The 21,951-nt window shown below is 62.2% G+C and carries 17 protein-coding genes and 1 pseudogene; 9 read left to right on the top strand and 9 right to left on the bottom strand.

The annotated features are described in order from the left end of the window. Nucleotides 1-367: 367 nt before the first annotated feature. Genes AC5P9L_RS16700 through AC5P9L_RS16685 form a run of 4 tightly spaced genes read right to left on the bottom strand, consistent with a single transcriptional unit; the run spans nucleotide 368 to nucleotide 4,386 of the window. Nucleotides 368-1,696: an MFS transporter gene (locus tag AC5P9L_RS16700; protein WP_161771416.1), complete on the bottom strand. Its 1,329-nt coding sequence runs from the start codon at nucleotides 1,694-1,696 to the stop codon at nucleotides 368-370. Then, entirely contained in the window at nucleotides 1,683-2,444 is a 762-nt protein-coding gene (locus tag AC5P9L_RS16695) for a LolA family protein (protein ID WP_161771418.1), read from the bottom strand. Before AC5P9L_RS16695 ends, AC5P9L_RS16700 begins: the two co-directional genes overlap by 14 nt. Continuing rightward, on the bottom strand, nucleotides 2,441-3,703 hold the full coding sequence (locus tag AC5P9L_RS16690) for a CaiB/BaiF CoA transferase family protein (protein WP_197586404.1): 1,263 nt from the start codon (nucleotides 3,701-3,703) through the stop codon (nucleotides 2,441-2,443). Before AC5P9L_RS16690 ends, AC5P9L_RS16695 begins: the two co-directional genes overlap by 4 nt. After that, nucleotides 3,700-4,386, bottom strand: a complete 687-nt coding sequence (locus AC5P9L_RS16685) for an amidase family protein (protein ID WP_161771420.1) — start codon at nucleotides 4,384-4,386, stop codon at nucleotides 3,700-3,702. The genes AC5P9L_RS16690 and AC5P9L_RS16685 overlap by 4 nt, the downstream gene beginning before the upstream one ends. Between AC5P9L_RS16685 and AC5P9L_RS16680 the strand changes: the two genes are divergently transcribed. Both AC5P9L_RS16680 and AC5P9L_RS16675 read left to right on the top strand, forming a co-directional pair. After that, nucleotides 4,349-4,639, top strand: a complete 291-nt coding sequence (locus tag AC5P9L_RS16680) for a 3-isopropylmalate dehydratase small subunit (RefSeq protein WP_161771422.1) — start codon at nucleotides 4,349-4,351, stop codon at nucleotides 4,637-4,639. The two genes, AC5P9L_RS16685 and AC5P9L_RS16680, sit on opposite strands and share 38 nt — an antisense overlap. Nucleotides 4,640-4,701: 62 nt before the next feature. Further along, the gene (locus AC5P9L_RS16675) at nucleotides 4,702-5,505 is read left to right on the top strand and encodes a hypothetical protein (RefSeq protein ID WP_161771423.1); all 804 of its coding nucleotides are present in this window, start codon (nucleotides 4,702-4,704) and stop codon (nucleotides 5,503-5,505) included. Nucleotides 5,506-5,598: 93 nt separating this feature from the next. Here the strand turns inward: AC5P9L_RS16675 and AC5P9L_RS16670 are convergent, their stop codons facing one another. After that, entirely contained in the window at nucleotides 5,599-6,273 is a 675-nt protein-coding gene (locus AC5P9L_RS16670) for a response regulator transcription factor (protein WP_161771425.1), read from the bottom strand. Between the two features lie 668 nt (nucleotides 6,274-6,941). Here AC5P9L_RS16670 and AC5P9L_RS16665 point away from each other — a divergent pair. The 7 genes and pseudogenes from AC5P9L_RS16665 to AC5P9L_RS16635 form a co-directional block, all read left to right on the top strand. Beyond that, nucleotides 6,942-7,709, top strand: a pseudogene (locus tag AC5P9L_RS16665) (MCP four helix bundle domain-containing protein); the annotation flags it as partial. Beyond that, entirely contained in the window at nucleotides 7,695-9,179 is a 1,485-nt protein-coding gene (locus AC5P9L_RS16660) for a methyl-accepting chemotaxis protein (protein ID WP_495230676.1), read from the top strand. The pseudogene AC5P9L_RS16665 and the gene AC5P9L_RS16660, both read left to right, overlap by 15 nt. Nucleotides 9,180-9,248: 69 nt before the next feature. Beyond that, complete coding sequence (locus AC5P9L_RS16655) at nucleotides 9,249-11,594, top strand: methyl-accepting chemotaxis protein (protein WP_161771029.1); 2,346 nt, start codon at nucleotides 9,249-9,251, stop codon at nucleotides 11,592-11,594. A gap of 198 nt (nucleotides 11,595-11,792) precedes the next feature. Next, complete coding sequence (locus AC5P9L_RS16650; protein ID WP_171968829.1) at nucleotides 11,793-14,576, top strand: bifunctional diguanylate cyclase/phosphodiesterase; 2,784 nt, start codon at nucleotides 11,793-11,795, stop codon at nucleotides 14,574-14,576. 52 nt (nucleotides 14,577-14,628) lie between these two features. Further along, nucleotides 14,629-15,711 carry a sensor histidine kinase gene (locus AC5P9L_RS16645; protein WP_161771027.1) on the top strand — a complete coding sequence of 361 codons (1,083 nt, stop codon included), beginning with the start codon at nucleotides 14,629-14,631 and terminating at the stop codon, nucleotides 15,709-15,711. Between the two features lie 165 nt (nucleotides 15,712-15,876). Continuing rightward, on the top strand, nucleotides 15,877-17,349 hold the full coding sequence (locus tag AC5P9L_RS16640) for a hypothetical protein (RefSeq protein ID WP_161771026.1): 1,473 nt from the start codon (nucleotides 15,877-15,879) through the stop codon (nucleotides 17,347-17,349). A 229-nt stretch (nucleotides 17,350-17,578) separates the two neighbouring features. After that, nucleotides 17,579-18,307, top strand: coding sequence for a MobA/MobL family protein (locus tag AC5P9L_RS16635; protein WP_161771025.1), 729 nt, complete (start codon nucleotides 17,579-17,581; stop codon nucleotides 18,305-18,307). A gap of 133 nt (nucleotides 18,308-18,440) precedes the next feature. Here AC5P9L_RS16635 and AC5P9L_RS16630 read toward each other — a convergent pair whose 3' ends face one another. The 4 genes from AC5P9L_RS16630 to AC5P9L_RS16615 all read right to left on the bottom strand — a co-directional run bounded on the left by AC5P9L_RS16630 (nucleotide 18,441) and on the right by AC5P9L_RS16615 (nucleotide 21,773). Then, the gene (locus AC5P9L_RS16630) at nucleotides 18,441-19,895 is read right to left on the bottom strand and encodes a YfjI family protein (RefSeq protein WP_161771024.1); all 1,455 of its coding nucleotides are present in this window, start codon (nucleotides 19,893-19,895) and stop codon (nucleotides 18,441-18,443) included. Further along, nucleotides 19,895-20,248 carry a hypothetical protein gene (locus tag AC5P9L_RS16625; RefSeq protein WP_161771023.1) on the bottom strand — a complete coding sequence of 118 codons (354 nt, stop codon included), beginning with the start codon at nucleotides 20,246-20,248 and terminating at the stop codon, nucleotides 19,895-19,897. The genes AC5P9L_RS16630 and AC5P9L_RS16625 overlap by 1 nt, the downstream gene beginning before the upstream one ends. Before the next feature lie 2 nt (nucleotides 20,249-20,250). Beyond that, a complete protein-coding gene (locus tag AC5P9L_RS16620) occupies nucleotides 20,251-20,556 on the bottom strand; it encodes an AlpA family phage regulatory protein (protein WP_161771022.1) in 306 nt (101 codons plus the stop codon). A 434-nt stretch (nucleotides 20,557-20,990) separates the two neighbouring features. Beyond that, nucleotides 20,991-21,773: a hypothetical protein gene (locus tag AC5P9L_RS16615; protein ID WP_171968828.1), complete on the bottom strand. Its 783-nt coding sequence runs from the start codon at nucleotides 21,771-21,773 to the stop codon at nucleotides 20,991-20,993. Between the last annotated feature and the right edge of the window lie 178 nt (nucleotides 21,774-21,951).

The following is a 21,951-nucleotide window of genomic DNA, read 5'->3' as shown; positions in this document are numbered from 1 at the left end:
GCCACTGAAGCCGGAGCAATTCAGCCCTCACCTAGAGCGTGGTGCAAGCACGGATGGCATCGAGAAGTCCGCGGGTGCTTGCTTGATTCACGCACACCACATTGAAGGACACCGGGGGCACGACCCCATGGACATCCTCGACGAGTTGGCAATCACCTCGCCAACAAGCCTCTCAGGGCGTCTTTCCACACTCGGCGCGATCACCGAGGCAACCTTCGACGTCCCGATGGCGACGGCAAGGCACCCGCGTCGTCCTTCCATCCGGACAGCCTCGTGGTGCTCGACTACAAGCCGCAGTGAAAGCCACGGGCCGGACCCGTCATGAAGAACCCCGGATGCCACGCTACGGTTCGCGCCCGCCTCGATCCTATCGGCTGATGTCGCGCAACCGCGTCTCCGGCATCAGCCACAACGCCAACAGGCCGCACACCAGCGCCAGTGCCGTCGGATAGATCAGCCCGGCAAAATCGCTGTGATAGTGGACGCTCACCGCGGCCGTGGCCAACGGCATGAAACCGCCGAACCAACCGTTTCCCAGGTGGTATGGCAGGCCGATGGCGCTGTAGCGGATGCGGGTGGGGAACAGTTCCACCAGATAGGCCGACGCCGGGCCGCAGACCAATGCCACCGGCAAGGACAACCACCACAGCACCGCCAGCGCCGGCAGCCAGGCCAGCTCGGGCCGCACGCTCGCGGCCAGCAGGCGGAAGGCCGGCAGCAGCGTCGAGGCGGCCAGCAGGAAGCCGGTGATGATGACCGGGCGCCGGCCAATCCGGTCGGACAGCCAGCCGGCCAACGGGAACAGCGGTGCGGCCAGCAGCAGCGCGCACATCATCAATCCGCCGGCCGTACCGACATCTAGGCCCAGCGGCCGCTGCAGGAACACCAGCGGGAAGTACTGGCCCGCGTTCCACACCACGCCCTGCGCCGCGATCATGGTCGCCAGCGCCAACAGCATGGCCTTGACATGCTCCCGGTTGCTGAAGGCCTCCTTCAGCGGCGAGACCGCTACCCTGCCCTCGCGCTGCAGCTTCTCGAATGCCGGCGATTCGGCCAGGTGCAGGCGCATGTACACCGACAGCGCCAGCAGCAGCACCGAGGCCAGGAACGGCAGCCGCCAGCCCCATTGCTCGAACGCGGCCTCGCCCAGCGCCCCGCGGCAGACCGTGATGGCGCCCAGCGCCAGCAGCAGTCCGAGAGTGCCGGTACCCATCACCAGCGACGTGTTGAGTCCACGCCGCGCCGGCGCGGAATGCTCGGCCACGTAGGTCGCCGCGCCGCCGAACTCGCCGCCCACGGCGATGCCCTGCAGCAACCGCAGCGCCACCAGCAGCACGGGGGCCAGCAGACCGGCCTTTTCGTAGGTGGGCAAAGCGCCGATGCCGATCGTGGCGATGCCCATCAGCACGATGGTGACCAGGAAGGTGGGGCGACGGCCGATGCGGTCGCCCAACCGGCCGAAGACCAGCGCACCCAGCGGCCGCACCACCCAGCCGGCGCCGAATACCGCCAATGCGGACAACAGCCCGGCAGTCTCATGTCCGGGCGGGAAGAACTGGCGATCGAACACCACCGCCAGCGAGCCATATAGAAAGAAGTCGAACCACTCGAACACGGTGCCCGCCACCGCCGCGGCGATGGCACGGGCGCCCTGTCGCGGTGCGGCGTCCGCGCCCATCGGCTCAACGTCCGCCAAGCACGAAGACCTCGTGCGCGATCGGCGCGTCCACTACCGCGCGTGTCCAGCGGATGTCGCTAACCAGCGCGCCAGCGTAGTACAGCCGTACCCGGCCCGGTTGCTGGAACCGGGGCTGCGGCACCATGTAGAAGTCGCTGTAGATGCGCTCGTGCCAGCCGCGCGGCGTGGCGAAGTCGACCTTGCGCACGGTGTGGTCGGTCTGGTCGATCCAGAACATCGTGTTGCCGCCGCCCGGGTCGGTGACGCGGATCGTCCATGCCGCGCGCCCTTCCACCTGGTCGTCGGCCATGCGCGTCAGCACGAAACCATCGTCAAGCGCGAAGCGGATGATGCCGAAGCCGAAGTTCTCGCTCCATTCGCGCGAAGCCTCGGCCTGTTCCACCTTGCCCTTGTCGTTCCAGGTGTCCTTGCCGTCGTAGCTGATCTGGTACAGCGTGGCATCGCCGTTGCGCGCGTCGAGCCGGAACTTGCCATTGGCGCCATGCGCGGCCTGGTTCCAGGCCGGGAACTCACGCCACATCTCGTAGTGCGACACCTCCTTGCGGCTGGCGGCGGTGCCGTCGGCGTACAGCACCGCGGTACCGGTCAGGTGCAGGGTGCTCGGACGTTTCCAGCTGTCGCCGCCCGCGGCGGCGTGGGCCATCTGCACGATCCGATGCGCATCCAGCGGTTCCTCGGCGGCGACGCCGGCGGCCAGCGACAGTCCGCACAGCAGGACGAACAACGGCAACAACATGCGCTTCATTCGGTCTCTCCTCTATTGGATGGAGTCGGGTGGAACGGTTGCCTGCACCACGCCAGTCGCCTGCAACGTGGCCACGGTGCTTTCATCGATTCCGAGCGCCTCGTCCAGCACCTGGTGTGCTGGCCCAGCACCGGCGCCGCCTGCCGGTACTGCAGCGGCGTGGCCGAGAACTTCAGCGGATTGCGCACCATCGGCACCGTGCCGCCGGCGGCGTGCGGCAGGTCGATGCGCAGTCCGCGCGCCCGTACCTGCGCATCGTCGAATACCTGGTCGATGCGGTTGACCGGATTGGCCGGCACCACCGCCGCTTCCAGCGCAGCCAGCCAGCGCGCGGCGGGACGCGTGCGCAGCCGCCGCTGCAGCAGCGGCACCAGCTCCGCACGGTGTGCCACGCGCGCGGCATTGCTGGCATAGCGCGGATCGGCCGCCAGTTCCGGGGCGCCGATCACCGCGCACAGGCGCGCGAACTGGCCGTCGTTGCCGACCGCCAACATGAAATGACCATCCGCGGCCGGCATCACCTGGTAAGGCACGATGTTCGGATGCGCCGTGCCCTGCCGCTCCGGCACCACGCCGCCGACCAGCCAGTTGGAGGCCTGGTTGGCCAGCCAGGCCACCTGCGTATCCAGTAGGGCCAGGTCGATGTGCTGGCCCTGCCCGGTACGTTCGGCGTGGCGCAGCGCGGCCAGGATCGCCGTGGCCGCATACATGCCCGTCATCAGGTCGGTGGCCGCGACGCCCACCTTCTGCGGACCACCGCCCGGCGCACCATCCGGCTCGCCGGTCACGCTCATCAATCCGCCGATGGCCTGGATCGCCGCGTCGTAGCCGGCGCGCTGCGCGTATGGCCCGTCCTGGCCGTAGCCGGTGATCGAGCAGTACACGAGTGCCGGGTTCACTGCGCGCAGACTGGCGTAATCCAGCCCGTACTTCTCCAGGCCGCCGACCTTGTAGTTCTCCACCAGCACCTGGCACTGCGCGGCCAGCGCCCGGATCAGCGCCTGCCCTTCCGGCCGGGTGAAGTCGATGGCGACCGAACGCTTGCCGCGGTTGGCGCACAGGTAATACGCCGACTCGGCGGTGTCGTCGCCATCGGCATCCTTCAGGTAGGGCGGCCCCCAGCCGCGGGTGTCGTCGCCCACACCGGGACGCTCGACCTTGATGACGTCGGCGCCGAAGTCGGCCAGCACCTGGGTCGCCCACGGCCCGGCCAGGATGCGCGACAGGTCGAGCACGCGGATGCCTTCGAGCAGGTTCATCGCGCCCACCATGCGTTGCAGGCATCGGGGATTGCCGGCTGCCAGGCCATCGCCTGCTGGAAGGCGTCGGCCAGTCCGACCAGCGTGTATTCCCCGCCGATGCCGCCGACCAGCTGCATGCCCACCGGCAGTTCGCCAGCGGTGACCGGCAACGGCAGCGACAGCGCCGGATTGCCCGCCATGTTGGCGTAGGCGGTGAGGTCGGCCTGGCTGGCCGGCACCGATGTGCCGAAGGCGAAGGCGCGCTGCGGCGCGGTCGGCATCGCCAGCACGTCGCAGCCTGCCAGCCACTGCTGCAGCTGCACCTGCGCGCGATCCACCCGTTGCGAGGCGGCCGCCAGTTCCACCGCGCTGCGGCCCTCGGCCCAGCCCATCAGCTTCGCCAGCAAGGGCGAGAAGCGGCTGCGGTCGCCGGCCCAGTCGTCGGCATGTTCGACCAGCAGTTCGGCCTCGCACATCAGCAGCCCCGCGCGCCGCGCGCGGCCGGACGCGAAGGCCGGCGCCGGCAGCGGCTGCAGGCGGTGGCCAAGCGCGGCCAGCAGGCGCAGCCCTTCCTCGAACGCGGCCTGCACGTCGGCGGCAATCCCGGCGTCGTCGCCGAAATCGACCACGCCGATGCGCAGCGGGCCTTCGCGCGAGCAGGCGGTGCAGACGCTGGCCGAACTGGGTGTTGGCGCGATCATCGCCCGTTCGTTCGCGCGCATCTTCTATCGCAACGCGCTCAATCTCGGCGTGCCTGCACTGGTCTGCGCCAACCTGGAAGCAGCGCGCGGCGACGAGCTGGAGGTGCGCCCGCTCGAGGGCCGCATCCTCAACCACAGCACCGGCCGCGAATTCGCGTGCGAAAAGATCCCCCCTGAGCTGATGGACATCGTCGCCGGCGGCGGACTGATGCCGTGGCTGGAACGCCGGATGGCGGCGGAGCGCCGCGCATGACCGCACCGCACCAGGGCATCGTCCACGCCACCGTACTCGCACCAGACCTGCAGGCATTCTGCGTGGCCTACATCACGCAACTGGCGATGGGTGTGCAGCAGCAAGGTACGCTCGACGCCGCCGATGCCGTGGCGCTCGACCTGCCGGACCTCGCCGGCGCTCCCTTGGCCTGGCTGACCAACAGCGCAGGCCAGCCGGTGCTGCGGGTGATCGAGGACCGCAAGGCAGCAGCCTACGAGCCCATGTTCCATCATGGCTGGCTTTCGCTGGAAATACTGGTCGGCGACATCGACGCGCTTGCGGCGGGCCTGCATGCGCCGTTTCGCATGCTCGGCGCACCGACAGACCTGGAACTCAGCGATGCCATCCGCGCCGCACAGGTATTGGGCCCTGCCGGCGAACTGCTCTACCTCACCCAGGTCAAGGCCGCGGTACCGCCGTTCGATCTGCCGATGACCCAAGACGCAGTCGCCACGCCTTTCATCGGCGTGATCAGCACGCCCGACCGCGCGGCCTCGCATGCAGCCTGGTCAGCCCTGCTCGGCACCCCGGGCTGGATGTTCGATACGAAGATCACCGTGCTCAATCGCGCCCACGGCAAACCTTTGCAGGGCCAGTATCCGGTAGCAGTGGTGCCGATGCCCGGACAATGCCTGGTCGAGATCGACCAGGTCGAGCTGTCGCCCGATCATGCGCAGCGCAGGACCGGCCTGTACAGCCTCTGTCTGTGCCTGCCCGAGATGGACGACTCTGTTCTTCATGCCGCCGGTTGGCGACACCTGTTCGGCAGCAAGGGACGCCGTGGCCTGCGTGGTCCGGCCGGAGAACATGTCGAGCTGCTGCGTCCGGATGTGGGCCCAAGTTGAATCGCGCCTGCCTCTACTGAACTGCCGGTCAGTCGACAGCTGTCCTCCAGAAATGCCGGGATACCCTCAAACGGGGGCCATCCCGGCGAAGCCTTATTGACCAGAGTCACTGAGCCACAGGCTCATCAACCCGGCGCGGCTGCGGACGGAGAACTTCCGGAACAGGGAAACGACATGCTGGTGGGTGGTCGAGACGGCCAGCCCCAGTTGCTCGGAAATCTCCTTCTCCGAGGCCTTGGTCAACAGAAGCCTGAGCACCTTGCGTTCGGTCGGCGTCAGTGACGATTTGGCGATCAGCGACCCCTGGATGATCATCAACTGCCGGTGGAACCATTTGATTCCACGCAGCGCATAGGAAAGCAGCGCCACGTCCCGGTCGCTGAACGGCGCATGGGAATGGAAGCCGAAGTGCGACTCGGCGTCCGCATTGATCGGAAAGCCGATCCAGAGGGAATCCATTATTCCGAAGCGCGCGAAATGGCTGCGGTAGAACGGACTGTCGAACCATTCCGGAGGCATGTCCCTGCGTAACCCGTAGGCGCGGAAGCTCCCGACATTCCGCATTGCCAGCATGAAATGGGGGTCGGCTTCGATGCCGCGATTCCAGAGTTCCTGGATTTCCTTGAACGCACCGCTGTTGGAAGGAGAGTCGATGGGGTAGAGCAGCTGCGTGACCGGTATGCGCCAGCCCTCAAATGGATCGAGGCAATCCGGCTTTGCGCCTAGGCATATCGCCCCGTTCCAGGTCGAATTGAAGGCGCCCGTCATGTGGCACAGCCTGCTTTGAAGATGCCTGCATGCCACCTCGGCGCGGTCTGCGCCAAAGTCGGCCAACTCGTCCCACAGAGTGTGTATTGCGTCTTTCTGTTCCTGATTTAGCATCTTCTCTTTGCAAGATGTTGTTCGAATGGGTATCAGCCCGGAGCCCCCCCTACTGATCAGTGGGCACACTTCGTCTAGCCGACACGTCCCCCGCCCAAACTAACCAGACTGTGTGATTTGCGAATAGAAGACTAATCAGTAGGGGTGATGAATATTTATTTCCCCGCCATCCTTTTCGCACCTCAATTCGACCCTGTACTGGCCGATAGTAACGGAGCGCCGCGGGTACCTCGCATCTCTCGCCATATGCTTGACTTCAAGGGTCCATGACGTTAGCCAAGCCGCTCCAGCAACAGCCGATGAACAGAATTCCCATTACAGATTTCCGACGTTGTTATTGCCACGCTGCCCACTGCGTACCGGCCGCAAGGGGAATAGCCGTATCAATTCGCCGCGAGCAGGCCGTGTATCGCTGCCTGGCTTCGTCATTCAGCCACCCTTTGTCATTTCAGGAACACCCACCCTCGCCCATGTGGGCGTAATCCGCGTCCGGCCCGCAGGCGTCGCATGCAAGCCTCCGGCCACCGCCCAGGACTCCCCAAAAAAGGTTTGAAATGTCTTCCATCAGGAATCTGAAAGTTGGATCGCGATTGGCGGTCGGCTTCGGCACGCTGTTGCTGTTGCTCATTTCCATGCTGGTTGTCGCCTTGTACGGCAACAAGCTCAAGTCAGACCAGTTCAAGTATCTGACCGACATCAACATGGTGAAGATGCGCCTGTTGAACGAGATGCTCGACACCAACAACGCGGTGTTGATGCATCGCCGGCTGATGCTGATCAAGCGCGGCGACGGTCTCGACAAGGATGCGGCGCAGACCCGAGAGCTCGCCCGCAAGTACGATGAAATCTGGGGCCAGTACATCAAGATCCCCCGCGATGCGGCCGGAGACCGGATGGTCGCGGAGATTGAAGCGGCCCGCCAGCTCGCCATGGCACCGACGCAGGAACTGGACGACTTCATGCAGGCGGGAGACTTCGATGCGGCCATCCAGGTCCTTCTCGGCAAGCTGCAACCACGCGCCGTCGCGTGGAACGAAAGCATCGCCAACCTGCTCAAGCATCAGGTTGAGCTGACCCGCAAGAGCAGCGACGAATACTACGACACCGAGAGCTGGACCAGCAAGCTCTCGCTCGGCATCGGCCTGCTGAGCATCGTGCTCGGCGTCCTGTTGGCCCTGCTGATCACCCGCAGCCTGACCCGCCCGCTGGCCAGCGCGGTGGCCGTGGCCAACGGCATTGCCGCCGGCCGTCTGGACAACAGCATCGACCTGTCCGGCAAGGATGAAGTCGCCGACCTGCTGCGCGCCATGCAGCACATGCAGCGCCAGCTGCAGTCGGTGATCGCCGCACAGGGCGAGATGGCCCGCCAGCACGAAGCCGGCAGCATCAGCTACCGCATCGACGCCTCGCCATTCACCGGCGATTACCGGCGCATGATCGATGAAAGCAATGCACTGGTAGGCCAGCACATCGGCGTGAAGCTGCGGATCATCGAGGTGATGAAGCGCTACGCACGCGGCGACCTGTCGGTGGACATGGACCGCCTGCCCGGCGAGAAGGCCGCCATCACCCAGGCGATGGACGAGACCAAGGCCAGCCTGTCGGCGATCAATGCCGAGATCAAGCGGCTGGCCAGCGCCGCAGCCGCGGGCGATTTCAGCGTGCGCGGCGGTGCCACACGCTTCGAGCACGACTTCCGCGACATGGTGGCCGGGCTCAACCGCCTGATGGAAACCACCGACGGCAACCTGTCCGAGGTCTCCGCGCTGCTGCAGGCCATCGCCCGCGGCGACCTGACCGCGCGCATGCACGGCGAGTTCCAGGGCGTGTTCGCGCGGATGCGCGACGACGCCAACGCCACCGTGGCGCAGCTGACCTCGATCGTCGGCCGCATCCAGCAGGCCGCGGCCAGCATCAACCTGGCCGCCTCGGAGATCGCCACCGGCAACAACGACCTGTCGCGCCGCACCGAGCAGCAGGCCGCCAACCTGGAGGAAACCGCCGCCTCGATGGAGGAACTGACCTCCACCGTGCGCCAGAACGCCGAACACGCGCGCCAGGCCAACCAACTCGCCCAGGGCGCGGCCGGCGTCGCCTCGCAGGGCGGCCAGGTGGTCGGCCAGGTGGTCACCACCATGGCCGACATCGAGGCCTCCTCGAAGAAGATCGCCGACATCATCAGCGTGATCGACGGCATCGCCTTCCAGACCAACATCCTGGCGCTCAACGCCGCGGTGGAAGCGGCCCGTGCCGGCGAACAGGGCCGTGGCTTCGCCGTGGTCGCCTCGGAAGTGCGCACCCTGGCGCAGCGTTCGGCCGGTGCGGCCAAGGAGATCAAGGAACTGATCGAGGACTCGGTTGAAAAGGTGTCCGAAGGCGCGACGCTGGTGCATCAGGCCGGCACCACCATGGGCGAGATCGTCAGCTCGGTGCAGCGGGTGACCGACATCATGGCCGAGATCTCCGCCGCTTCGCAGGAACAGAGCGCCGGCATCGAGCAGGTCAACCAGACCGTCACCCAGATGGACGAGGCCACCCAGCAGAACGCCGCGCTGGTCGAGGAAGCCACCGCCGCCGCGCGTTCGATGGAGGAGCAGGCCACCCAGCTGGCCGAGGCAGTATCGGTGTTCCGTACGGGGACCAGCAGCGCCAACGCCAACAGTCGGCCCGCCAACCGCCTCCTCTCCCGCCCTGCCGCAGCACCCCGTGCCCCCGCGCTGAAGCTGGCCTCCGCCCCGCGTCCCATGAAATCGGCGATGGCCACAAGTGCCGAAGAGTGGCAGGAGTTCTGACACCACTCTCCACCAACAGGCCCGCGCTCGCGGGCCTGCTTCATTCCCCTTGATCGAGCGGATAGGCGTATGCGCAGGAATCTTCCAGTAACCGGGAATGAGATCGTTCTTGGCGATGGCTGCACCATCGTTTCGAAGACGGATATCAAAGGTGTCATCGAGGAAATCAATCAGGACTTCCTTGACATCAGTGGCTTCACCACCGAAGAGCTGGTGAACAAGGCCCATAACATCGTCCGTCACCCGGACATGCCGGAACTGGCGTTTTCGGATCTCTGGAAAGACCTGAAAGCCGAGCGCCCCTGGGTCGGCATGGTCAAGAACCGCTGCAAGAACGGCGACCACTACTGGGTCGAGGCGCACTTCTCCCCGCGCTATGAAGACGGCAGGCTGATCGGCTACATGTCAGTGCGTCGGAAGGCGACACGACAGGCAATCCAGGAAGCCGAAGCAGCCTACGCCAGGATCCGGAATGGCGAACCGGGCCTTACCATTTCCCACGGCAGAGTGGTCAAAGCCACGTGGATGCCACGCCTTGCTCGTCGGTTCAACCTGTTGCTCCGGCGCAACCACGTCCAGGTCGCGATGCAGTTGCTTGCACTGGCGGCAGTGGGAATGCTTGGATTCTGCCTGGCGCAGGGGAGCGCCTGGTTGGCGCTCCCCTGCGGCCTGCTCGCGGGCGTGCTGGGCTACGCGCTTATTCGGGAAACACACCGACGCAGCCGACGGCTGGCCGCGCTCGCCAGCTCAGTGCGCTCCATTTCCGAAGGCAACTACACTGCCTCGATCGATATCCTCGGCGACGGCGAGATCAGCAACCTCGCACGGTCGATCAAGGCCATGCAGGTGCGGCAGGGTTATGAAATACAGCAGATCAAGCAGCAGTCCGCAGCCAATCTACGCATCCGCACCGCGCTGAACGAGGTCACCACCAGCGTGATGATCGCCGACGCCGACCTCAACATCATCTACGCCAACCAACCGCTGATGGAGATGCTGGGCAAGGCCGAACAGGACATGCGCCACGATCTTCCGAACTTCGACATGAAGACGCTGATCGGCAGCAACATCGACATCTTCCACAAGCATCCGCCGCACCAGCGCAAGCTGCTGGGCGACCTGCGGGGCACCCACCGCGCGCAGATCACCGTCGGCGGACACGTGATGCGCCAGATCATCAACCCCGTCAATGATGCCGATGGCAAGCGCGTCGGTTATGTGGTGGAGTGGGCCGACCGCACTATCGAGGTACAGATCGAGAAGGAGGTCAGCGACATCATCGTCGCCGCCTCGCGCGGCGACCTGTCCGGCCGTATCCGGCTGGAAGACAAGAGTGGCTTCCTGCTGCAGATCTCCGAGCAACTCAATGGCCTGCTGGCGGCCATCGGCAGCAGCGTCGAGCAGGTCTCCAACGTGCTTCGCGCGCTCTCGCAGGGCGACCTCACCGTGCAAATGGAGGGCGACTACCGCGGCGTGTTCGCCGACATGCGCGACGACGCCAACGCCACCGTCATCCAGCTCACCGGCATCATCGACCGCATCCAGACCGCGGCGTCCAGCATCCACCGCGCGGCGGCGGAAATCGCCACCGGCAACAATGACCTGTCGCACCGCACCGAGCAGCAGGCCGCCAATCTGGAGGAAACCGCTGCCTCGATGGAGGAACTGACCTCCACCGTGCGCCAGAACGCCGAGCACGCCCGCCAGGCCAACCAGCTGGCGCAGGATGCGCATGGCGTGGCCTCCCAGGGCGGCGACATCGTCGGCAAAGTGGTCACCACCATGTCGGCCATCGAGGCATCGTCGAAGAAGATCGCCGACATCATCAGCGTCATCGACGGCATCGCCTTCCAGACCAACATCCTGGCCCTGAACGCGGCAGTGGAAGCCGCACGCGCTGGCGAGCAGGGCCGCGGCTTCGCTGTGGTCGCTTCGGAGGTGCGTACGCTGGCCCAGCGCTCGGCCGGTGCTGCCAAGGAGATCAAGGATCTGATCGGGGATTCGGTCGGCAAGGTGTCCGAAGGCTCGGCGCTGGTGCACCAGGCCGGCTCCACCATGGGCGAGATCGTCAGCTCGGTGCAACGCGTGACCGACATCATGGCCGAGATCTCCGCCGCCTCGCAGGAACAGAGCGCCGGCATCGAGCAGGTCAACCAGACCGTGGTGCAGATGGACGAAGCCACCCAGCAGAACGCCGCGCTGGTGGAAGAAGCCACCGCCGCCGCCCGTTCGATGGAGGAGCAGGCCAACGAACTGGCCTCCGCGGTAGCAATGTTCCGCACCACCCCCGCCCAGGCGGCACCGACCATACGGCCGATACTCAAGGCTGTGCCGCAACCGCAAGCATCATCCCGCGCACGCCCAACCCCGTCGGCCTCCACCACTACCAACAATAACGAATGGCAGGAGTTCTAGATCCCCGCTTGGGAGAGTGCCACTCCAGCCACTCCCAATCCGGAAGTGAGCCCTCCGTCGATGAACATGCAACGTCCGATGAAAATGCGACTTCAAAGCAAGATGCCCCGGTCAGGCATACAACAGGGGAGCGGGAATCTTCCGGTGGCACAATCCCGGCGGGGCCTGCCCCTCGTTGGTGCGCTTCTGGTGCTGCCAATGCTGGTCACCCTGTACGGACCGCGTGTCGACCTGCTCGGTCCGCATGCCGGCACGCTGCCGGCGCTCCACTTCGCACTGGAGATGTTCTCGATAGTGGTATCGCTGCTGGTGGTCATCGCGTCCTTCCAGACGCTCGACACGCACCGACCGCCATTGGCCAACAGCCTGATTCTGGTGTTTACAACAGTAGCGACGCTGGACTTCCTGCATGCGCTTTCCTATAGCGGCATGCCGTCCCTGCTCTCGCCCAACGGCATGTCCAAGGCGATATTCTTCTGGCTGTCCGGACGCATCGCGGAGTTGATCGGCTTCGTGTTGCTGCTCAGCGGGCTGGTGCTGAGGGGCCCCCACGGCCTGTGGCTTCTGCTTGGCATCGTCGTGAGCCTGCTGATGGCATTGCTGGAACCTCAGGCCGGGCAATGGAAATCGGCATTGTTCACCGAAGGGCTGGGAGGCATGCCGGTGAATGCCCGCCTGGGCCTGGCGTTATGCGCCGGCTATCTGCTGATGGCGGCCTGGATGGCGCGGGCGACGACCGAGCGCCCGCTGTTCACCGCCCTCGCCAAGGCCAGCTTCATTCTGGGAATCGGCGAGCTGGGCTTCATCCGCTGGAGCACCCCGACCGAGGCAGGCGTGCTGCTGGGGCATGTCTACAAGGTGCTGGCTTATCTATGTGTTTTCCGGGGCATCTACCTCGCTTCGATGCGCCTGCCCTACGAGGAAATGGTGGCATCGCGCCGGTGTCTGGCCAGGAAGGAAGCGGAGTACCGTTCACTGGTGAACAACATGCCCATCGGGCTGATGCAGCTCGATGGCCACCTGCGCCTGTGCTTTGCCAGCCCGACGGTCGAACGGAGCCTGGCCCATCCATTGGAGAGCATCCAAGGGAAACATATCAGCGAGGTCTTGCCGGCGGAGGTTGCGGCGAAAATCATTCCTGGCCTGCTGAGCGCCTTGGGCGGCGAACGGACGGAGCAGGACTATGACCTGGACTCGGCCGCAGGAGAACAACTGCACCACAGCTTCATCGCCGTTCCCGACCGCGACGACAACAATGCGACAAGAGGCGTTCTGGCCTTCTTCCAGGACACCACCGAGCGCACCCGCGCCCAACAGCAGCTGGACCTGGCCGTGCGCGAGACCAGCGAGCTGCGTGCCGCGCTGGACGCGCACGCGATCGTCGCGATGACCGATCACAAGGGGGTCATCACCCGGGTCAACGACAAGTTCTGCCAGATCTCGCAGTATTCGCGGCAGGAGCTGATTGGCAGCAACCATCGCATCATCAACTCCGGGCGGCATCCCAAGACCTTCTTCAAGGAGATGTGGGCCACGATCGGCCGCGGCAGAGTATGGAGCGGGGATATCTGCAACCGTGCCAAGGACGGCTCGTTCTACTGGGTACAGACTACGATCGTGCCATTGCTGGGCGAGAACGGGCGGCCTGCGCAGTACATCGCCATCCGCGCGGATATCACCCAGCGCAAGCTGGCCGAGAAGGAGGCCCGGCGGCTGGCCTACCACGATGCCCTGACCGGACTGGGCAACCGGCGGCTGATGATGGAGCAGCTCACTCTCGCTGCCGAGCGGGCACAGCAGGTGCACAGCTTCGGCGCACTGGCGATGATCGACCTGGATCACTTCAAGGAGATCAACGACACCCAGGGCCACCCGCAGGGTGACAGCCTGCTGCAGCAGGTAGCCGCCCGCCTGAAGGAAGCGGCCCGGCCCGACGACGTCATCGTGCGGCTGGGAGGCGATGAGTTCTGCGTGCTGTTCCATAACCTGGGTCCCACGTCGAAGGATGCCATCGCGCGCGCTGCGGACATCAGCGAGCGTATACGCAAAACTCTGGCCGGTCCCTACCGGCTGGGAAACACGGTGTTGAACGTCACCGCCAGCATCGGCATCACCATGATCCACAGCGGCTACGATGCCAGCGAACTGATCCAGCGCGCTGATCAGGCGCTCTACAAGGCCAAGGAAAGCGGCCGCAACGCTCTGCAGTTCTTCGACGCGCACCTGCAGGCCGAGATGGCAAACCGCAGCAACCTGCTGCGCGATCTCCGCCGCGCCATCGAGGACGAGCAGCTACGCCTTCACTACCAGCCCATCGTTGACGTGGAGATGCGCGTGACCGGTCACGAGGCGCTGCTGCGCTGGCAACACCCAAATCTTGGCATGGTGCCGCCGGACGTCTTCATTCCATTGGCCGAGCAGGTCAACGTAATCCTGCCGCTCGGCATCTGGGTGCTGATGACCGCCTGCCTGCAGATCAAGGACTGGGCGGACGACCCAGTCCGCTCGCAATGGAGCATTTCGGTGAACGTCAGCGCACGCCAGCTCCACGACCCCGACTTCGTCTCCAGCGTGGAAACCGTGCTTGAACGTACCGGAGCCAATCCCCGCAACCTGCGCCTGGAACTGACTGAAAGCATGCTGCACACCAACCTGGACGCCGTGATCGGGAAGATGCAACTGCTGCGCAAGCGCGGAGTGCGCTTCTCGCTTGACGACTTCGGCACCGGGTACTCCTCGCTGAGCTATCTCCGGCAACTTCCGGTGGAGCAGCTCAAGATCGACCGATCGTTCGTACGGGACATCCAGAACAACACGGACGACATGGCCATCGTCAAGATGATCCTAGCGCTGGCGGCATCGATGGGAGTGGAGGTCGTGGCCGAAGGCGTGGAGACCGAAGCACAACACGCCCGGCTGCTCAGCTACGGCTGCCAGAAGTACCAGGGTTACCTGTTCGGCAAGCCGGCCGAAATCCATTGAGCGAGGCCGGATCGCAAGGCATGGCGGCGGCGCCACTGTCCCAGCTCTGTACATGCCTACGGCCGTGATTGGTGATGCTTACCCAGCGCAGAGAGCCATTGCCTATGTTGCGGAAGGCGCCGTTGGTATTGGCTTTTCCCAAGGTGCTCAGGCCGCCGCCGTCTTCCAGATCCAACTCCAATGTGCTGATGCGGAGATTACCATTGGCCCAGAGGTTCGCGGTATGGGGATCAGGGTCCGCCGTGTAACCTGGAAGGAGACCGCCGACGTTCGCGGCGCTGAATACCACAGTCAACACCGCTGCCGACTAGGGCCTGTTGTCACAAAGCGCGGGACCGCCAATTTCTATCAGATCGCGCCGCTGGTGCACGTGCTGGTGATGAGCTACGGTCTGGCGCTGCGTCTGCGTCAGCTGCAGTACGACAAGGCAGCCGCCGAGCAGAAAGTCACCGTCGCCACCCGTCGTTCGGAAGAGCAACGACAGCTCGTGGCGATGCTGTCCCACGAGTTCGGCAACCCTCTTGCGGCCATTGACCGCGCCGCGCAGATGATCCAGATCAAGACGCCGGGGCTTGCGTCATCGGAGGTGCAGCGGCTGGCACAGATCCGTAGCAACGCGGCGGCGCTTTCCGGCTTCGTCGATCATTTCCTGATGACCGAGGCGCCGGATCATGGTGCGCTTGCGGTATCGCCTGTGTCCTGGTCCATCCGTGGCCTGCCGGAAGATGCAGTCCAGCGGCAGGGCGAGGTGGCGAGCGGGCATCTACGCCTGGGCGAATGCTCGGATGGCGACTTTTCCCTCGATCCCACGCTGGTGGGAGTCGCCGTCGGAAACCTGCTGGCCAACGCTCTTCGGTACTCGCCACCACAAAGCAAGGTGGAGCTTGCCGCGACGCTGGATGACGCAGGGCTATGCATCCGGGTAGCGTACCAAGGCCCCGGCATGAGCCAAGGCGAGCTGGACAGGCTCGGTACGCCCTATTTCCGGGGAACTGCCTCGTTGGGGAAGAAGGGCGACGGATTGGGGTATCACTTCACCCGGCGCATCGTGGAAGCCCATGGAGGCCGCCTGACGGCCCGTTCCAGCATCGGGTCAGGACTGGAGGTTGAGATATTCCTGCCAGATCGCCCGTAGCTCTGGGCAGGCAACGCCACTGACGTAGCCGACCAATGGGAAGATTTGCGCAACAACGACCGAACTTATCGCCCTTGCCCTCCCTTTCAATCATTCCTGCTTGGGGCATGTGCGGGGAAGTCAAAGCAATAGCAGCACTCTGTAACAACTGGAGCCAAAAACGCAATGGCATTGCACAAAGTAGAACCAAGCACATACACCCCACGCTTCGACTTCACAGGCAACAGAGACATGGGTGGCACGCAGACTGCAACGATCAAGGATTTGATGAACGAGCTGGTCTACGAAAGCACAACGACCACACGTGGTGAATCACTCAATGTGGGTGGCATGCAGATGAGCATCCGCCAACTGGAACCCGTCCTCAGACTGCTTCGATCTATCTCAGGAAAGGCTCTAAAGAGTATTTCTGAAGAGCACCCGATCGCCGACATCAAGACCATAAAGACGCTTTACAACTATAGCTACAACAGCGGTACACATTTGATCAGCCTGCTTGAGCCACCCGGCCACAATTCACAGGCCATACTCAACATACTCACATCTTCCCCCACAAAGGAAAGTGAGACACTTCTTGAGGTAAAGCGTCGCATTACCAGTGTTCTAGAGACTGACCTCTCCGCAGAAGAAAGGGAAAGCATTGGATCCATCCTCGGCTCTCACGACACCCCTCACGTACATTGGCGGGACACAAACGAGGCGATCGACAAAGTCCTCCTCACTCGTCTTCATATAGATAATGACCAGGAGATATTGCTTAAGGCGGATGCATACCTGATTGAAAAGACAAAAGAGTTCATGAGCGCTTTCATGCCCATGAAGCGCGATCAAGAGCTATACCTGGCGGCCCATACCCACCTCCGAGCTCTTGAATTCATGCACCATTTGCAGTTCGAAATCACTACGAATCGCGCCATCCCAAATGACAGGACCATAAACAACATGCAGATTGACTTCAGTCATATCTGCAAAAATATTCCACCTGCGCAAGGTGTGACCATTCAAGCGCACACGCCTTTCATGTCCCTGAGTGAGGTTCCGGCATTCTGCATCAAGAATGCATCGGAGGTTGCACGCCTTGTGTCGGCGGCCACTGGCTTCACCTACAACAAAAGAGACATCCTCACTGGAAAAGACGCTACCAGAGCACTGGTTTCCCTAGCCGTGTACTTGGCACTCTCCAAACTTCCCAGTGATGAAAATCCGAATCCGATTGGAATCGTACATATTGTCGCCGCCTTCTGCTCCGTTCTGCACCAGCGGAAGATGAAGTCGAAGCCAATGACATCCAGGCGATACAGTTCCAGGCTAATTTCACCACAAAAGCAGCTGGATGCCTTCATCGCACGCAAGGAAAAGAAGCTATCACCAGCCGCATCTTTCATCTATGGTGAAAGAACACTTTGGTACACCCACGCCCTACTCGGAAGAGCTCACGCGACGCGTTCTCACAGACCATTGCAGACTGAGCAGGCGAAGCTTCTCAAAGAGATCTATTCATCACTGGACCCTGCTCGGATTAGTGAGCTCATCAATGCATATCGCGATCACATGGTTAGATCTGCCCATGACTATGTAGCGATGTATGGCCGGGCAGAAGCGATGTACGAGTGGGTTCATGGCCTACGACGAGAATAGAGGTATGTAAATTTCCACTCTATCACTCCTATCTTTATGGAGATGGAACATGCAGTCCGATGGCACAGATTGAATAATGAACGAGTGCAATGGATAAAGGGGAGGATTGCGCACGCGCACTTACCTTTTCTCCCAATACAGGCGGAACGGACCGCACCCCATCTCCACGGCAGCCGGCAAGAGCGATCTTGCCGGCTTTTTTTGTCCATAGAGAAACGGTGATACACTGATGGCAAGCTTCCACTACAGCATCAAGAGCGGGAAGAAGGGCAGTGCACGCAGACATGCCAACTACATTGATCGACAAGGGACGCACAGCGCTCGTGCAGACCTGATCCACTCAAGCCACGGAAACATGCCGAACTGGGCCGAGGGTGATCCCGGCCTGTTCTGGGCCATGGCAGATCGGCACGAACGGGCCAACGGCGCGGCCTATCGCGAGCACGAGATCGCATTGCCGAACGAACTGAGCGCGCTGCAGCTAATTGACCTTGCGGAGCGACTGGTTGTGAACTTGGTCGGAAGCAAACCGTACCAGTACGCTATCCACGCACCGGAGGGGAAGCTGGGTGGCATCCAGAATCCCCACGTTCACTTGATGTGCTCGGACAGGATTCCGGATGGTGTCGGCCGAGCGCCGGAGAAGATGTTCGCGCGCTACAACGGGCGGCAGCCGGACGCAGGGGGGTGCCGCAAGGACAGCGGAGGCCGGAGCCCAATGGAACTGCGACAGCAGGTGACGGCAATCCGCGAGCTGGTGGCCGAGACGCAGAACCAAGTTTTGGCTGAGTACGGACATGAAGCCCGAGTCGACCACCGTAGCCTGCGTGATCAAGGCGTACTGCGGCATGCCGAACGCCACCTAGGCCAACGCTTCATCGAAAGCATGGCTGATCCCGAGAAAGAGCAGTACGCGAAGTGCCGGTCGGCTGGCACAGCTGCCGATGCCCCCACTTAGTTTCCGCCACCGCGAGCTTGATAGCCATGCGATTCAGCGACACAGTCGCAGAATCGCATGCACTTCCACCGCTGTCAGTCACGAAATGATCCCGGCCAATGGCCGGGATCACGCTTCGCCATAAGAGTGAAATCTACTGCCTCCACTCACAGAAGAAGTTGTTGTTCAGACGCAGGTATGTCTTTTTGTCTCGACGGTCGATGTATGCACAGATGGCTCCCTTCGCCTCCAGCAGTGCCAGGGCATCGTTCAGGCGGGTACGGTTGCGCACCGGCCCATTACGCAGGACATGGTTCTTGGGAACATGGGTATCGGATGTCAGTCCACCCCAGATACGTGAATGAAGGTAGGCTGCCACTACCCGGGCATCGATCTGATCCTGGGGGGCCGTGCATTGGGGCGAGAATAGATATTTGTACTCGTCGACATGCCATCGGACGATGGCAAACGCCCGATCCAGGGTATCGAGCGTGATGTCGCCACTTTCGCCAGCAAAGTAGTGCATTGCCGCTGCCAAGCGAGCGAGGATCTCCATCACCTTCGAAGCGAAATCATGAATGTCGCTAAGGTACTCACCCATGCGCAGCATGCTTTCGGTTTGGCTCGCGAGCTCTCCCCAGCGGGCTTTCGCATCCACCGTGAACCCGATCAGTTCGCGTTTCATCGCACCCGTTTCGATCATGTCGCGATACTTGCCCAACAGCTCCCTTATGCGTGCCTGGAAGGTCGGCAGGTGCTCCCATACCGGTTCATTTGCATCGATTTGGCGGTGGCCCATCGTTGACGACGGCCAACCAACCAGGTAGCGCGCCCAGTGACCGCTTCCCTTGGCAACCGATCCGCGTCTATCCAGGAACTGCTTCAACGGTGCGTACTGGGTCATGATGCTGACCGAAGCACGAGGGTTCATCGCCAGCAAGCGTTCGTTCTCTGCGCGATCCAGAGGCAGCACTTCCGGAGAGTCCCAGAGACGGTTGAGAAGACCAAGGTGAGCCATGGCTTCACTTTTGAACAGCATGTGGCCTTCGTCCGTGGTAATCGCAATCGACTCGCCGTTACCCTGCAGAGCCTCCATCACGGCTTTGGCCGTTATGTCTTGGCGCAGGAAGTGACGAAGACGGGGCTTTATGGGCATGGAACGAACATGCTCAAGCAACTGGTCATCCAGGTCCGTGGTCGGCTTTCCTTTGCTGGCTGCCTTGCTGATGGCGTTACGAAGGCCCTTTCCCTTGGCAACCCACGACCCGTGCTCGGCTTGGTACTGCTCCATCTTCAGCGTGTGGCTGATCAGTGCCTGCGCATCGGCTTCGCGAAAGGGAGCAAGCAACAGCGACGACACGGTCGACTTGCGCTCGCCCGATTCGGCGACAAGCAACAGGTTCTGTGAGACCGGGCGCACTTGCCCAGTCGGCAACCTCACGTCGATCAACCCCTGACAGGCCATCGAGATCGCATTGATCATGCCCATCCCGATCAACGCGTCCGGTGCCTGCACGTTTCGGACCAGCTCATAGCCCGCCTCTCGCGTTATGAGGTGGAAGGCACCTAGCGGATAACTGGGGGTCAACTTGACTGGCATGTTGTTCATCACACCGCCTCCCCGTTGTTGGTGTGCATAGCTTCATTCGTGGCGGAAGCCAGCGGCCGTTCGCATGCGGTGCAGATCATCACGTCCCCAGATACCGCACGCCTCTCACGCTCGGCATTCAGCAACTTGCGGAACTGAACCAAAGTCAACTCGTGCTCGTAGGCCGTGTTGAACAACTCCATCAGTGCCTTCTTGCGCATCTTCCGCGCGATGTACTGCTCCAGCAGCGGGTATGCTTCCCTGAAGTCGCATTCGAGCTTGCCTTTGCCGCTGGTCAGTCGCTGATTCAGGGCCCGCTCCAGCTGTGCCAGAGAGCTACGAGCCTCTGTTGGAGCTTCAATCATGTTACTCATGATCAATTGCCCCTCTGCTGGGTGCGGAACTTAGTAGTGCGACCTTCGGCCCAGGCGATAGCCTCGCGAGTCCAATAGAACTTGGGTGACTGCTCTCCGTCGTAGAGCGGGACGCCCTTGGGGAAGTCAGGGTCGGTCTTCATGAGCTCGTAGGCTTTGCTCCTACTCACGCGGAGCAGCTTGAGCAGTTCCTTGAGGCGCAGGGTCGGGCTGTCTGGCCAGCCTGCATCGAGGTCGACACGTCCGGCTTCAGGCACGGAAGTGGTGTAGTCCATACCGGTGTGCGGATGGGTTGAGTAGGTATTCATGATGGATTCCTTTGGGTTACGACTTGGATAGAAAAGGAATCCGGCCGGATTTCCTGGCTGGAGGTTGTCGTCCAGTTGGGACTAGTTCATTGCAATCGCAGAGGTGTGTCGATGAACAATTTTTCCTCAAATTTGCAAACGTCCTCCAATCACTCACTACCGAGCCAACTTGATCCTCAACACGAAGAATCCAGATCCATTTGGACGGAAGGCGTGCGCCATCCACCCCGACCCAGTTCACTCTGATCTGCTTTTAGACCTGACAAGTAGGGCATGGAGTTCAAACCTTATTGACTTTGATATGTGCCATCCAACATTCGCCTTCCTCAGAGTCAACGTCGTTTGTCCAACGTAGAAACGGCCGCACTTGGCGGCCGTTTCCATCCATAGCTGTGAGAAAAATATCCTGCTGGCTTTACAAACTGGCAGCCAGTTCAGTTCACGCGTTTGACCTTACCGTTGTGCAGCACATAACTAATCTGCCTCTCAAGGGTCGGACAGCAATCAGGATCGTCCGGTCCTAACTCCAATGTACTTAGCCTAATTTCCTCATGTTCGATGACCAAGTCGTCGACTATATTGCCTCGCCCGCCCACTGGCGTAGCACTGGCGAACCTCAAGCTCCCGTTGTCCTGCCTCAGGAACACAGCCAAGTACTGAGTGGATAGGTTCTGCGAGCCCACCTCAATCGTGAACAAGACAGCGCGATCACTAAGGACTCCGTTCCCATCAACATCACCCGACGCCGTCTTCCTCCCTTCTCTAAACTCCTCACCCGACTCGACTCCTCCTGTTACGGCAATCGCGGCGTCAATGGTCGCTTCATCGGAGGCAAATTCAGGTGCCGACGGCCTCTCTCCCGGTTGGACTGGCGTACTTGGTGCTTCAGGATCAATCGGAACTACAGAGGGCGTAGACCGGGGATCCACACCCAATATCTCCATCGCGACGGCTGAATCCAACCCACTGCACTCAGCAGCACTGGCGACAACGCTTTGACCAAAATCCGGCGGCGCCAGCCCATGATCCCGCATAGCTTCCAGAGTACTTATGCCGTACTTGTCCTCCAGTTTTTTGTAGAAACACGTGCAATTCTCCTTTGGCCCTCCACCTCGCATGCACGCCGCTACGACTTCGCTCCTTATTTTCCCGCCGCATGAAGTCAGCACAATGGATGACGCTACAACCAGCAGGCATACCACCCCTAGTTTTCTCATACCTCCCCCTTCGACCAATAATTTTCATAAGCGTGATCAACCCCGAGAACAGGATGCCACCAAGCATCCTCCCGATGCTTGAAGATATTTTTGATACGCATATTTACCGCCCCTTCACCAGTGCCAGTATCCCGACGATGACAACCAGCCAGACCAGACCTCCGATCAGCCTTCCCAA

The sequence above is a fragment of the Stenotrophomonas sp. YJH_SMC_64 genome, from assembly GCF_059371375.1.
Note: the sequence above shows the minus strand (reverse complement) of the source record. Positions and strands in the feature narration are given on the sequence as shown.

Excerpts from the sequence above, each read along its gene's own strand:
- AC5P9L_RS16685 (WP_161771420.1), bottom strand. The coding sequence starts at position 4,386 with ATGATCGCGCCAACACCCAGTTCGGCCAGCGTCTGCACCGCCTGCTCG.
- AC5P9L_RS16650 (WP_171968829.1), top strand. The coding sequence starts at position 11,793 with ATGCTGGTCACCCTGTACGGACCGCGTGTCGACCTGCTCGGTCCGCAT.
- AC5P9L_RS16620 (WP_161771022.1), bottom strand. The coding sequence starts at position 20,556 with ATGAATACCTACTCAACCCATCCGCACACCGGTATGGACTACACCACT.
- AC5P9L_RS16690 (WP_197586404.1), bottom strand. The coding sequence starts at position 3,703 with ATGAACCTGCTCGAAGGCATCCGCGTGCTCGACCTGTCGCGCATCCTG.
- AC5P9L_RS16670 (WP_161771425.1), bottom strand. The coding sequence starts at position 6,273 with ATGACGGGCGCCTTCAATTCGACCTGGAACGGGGCGATATGCCTAGGC.
- AC5P9L_RS16625 (WP_161771023.1), bottom strand. The coding sequence starts at position 20,248 with ATGAGTAACATGATTGAAGCTCCAACAGAGGCTCGTAGCTCTCTGGCA.
- AC5P9L_RS16615 (WP_171968828.1), bottom strand. The coding sequence starts at position 21,773 with ATGAGAAAACTAGGGGTGGTATGCCTGCTGGTTGTAGCGTCATCCATT.
- AC5P9L_RS16630 (WP_161771024.1), bottom strand. The coding sequence starts at position 19,895 with ATGAACAACATGCCAGTCAAGTTGACCCCCAGTTATCCGCTAGGTGCC.
- AC5P9L_RS16660 (WP_495230676.1), top strand. The coding sequence starts at position 7,695 with ATGCAGCACATGCAGCGCCAGCTGCAGTCGGTGATCGCCGCACAGGGC.
- AC5P9L_RS16695 (WP_161771418.1), bottom strand. The coding sequence starts at position 2,444 with ATGAAGCGCATGTTGTTGCCGTTGTTCGTCCTGCTGTGCGGACTGTCG.
- AC5P9L_RS16635 (WP_161771025.1), top strand. The coding sequence starts at position 17,579 with ATGGCAAGCTTCCACTACAGCATCAAGAGCGGGAAGAAGGGCAGTGCA.
- AC5P9L_RS16655 (WP_161771029.1), top strand. The coding sequence starts at position 9,249 with ATGCGCAGGAATCTTCCAGTAACCGGGAATGAGATCGTTCTTGGCGAT.
- AC5P9L_RS16645 (WP_161771027.1), top strand. The coding sequence starts at position 14,629 with ATGCCTACGGCCGTGATTGGTGATGCTTACCCAGCGCAGAGAGCCATT.
- AC5P9L_RS16640 (WP_161771026.1), top strand. The coding sequence starts at position 15,877 with ATGGCATTGCACAAAGTAGAACCAAGCACATACACCCCACGCTTCGAC.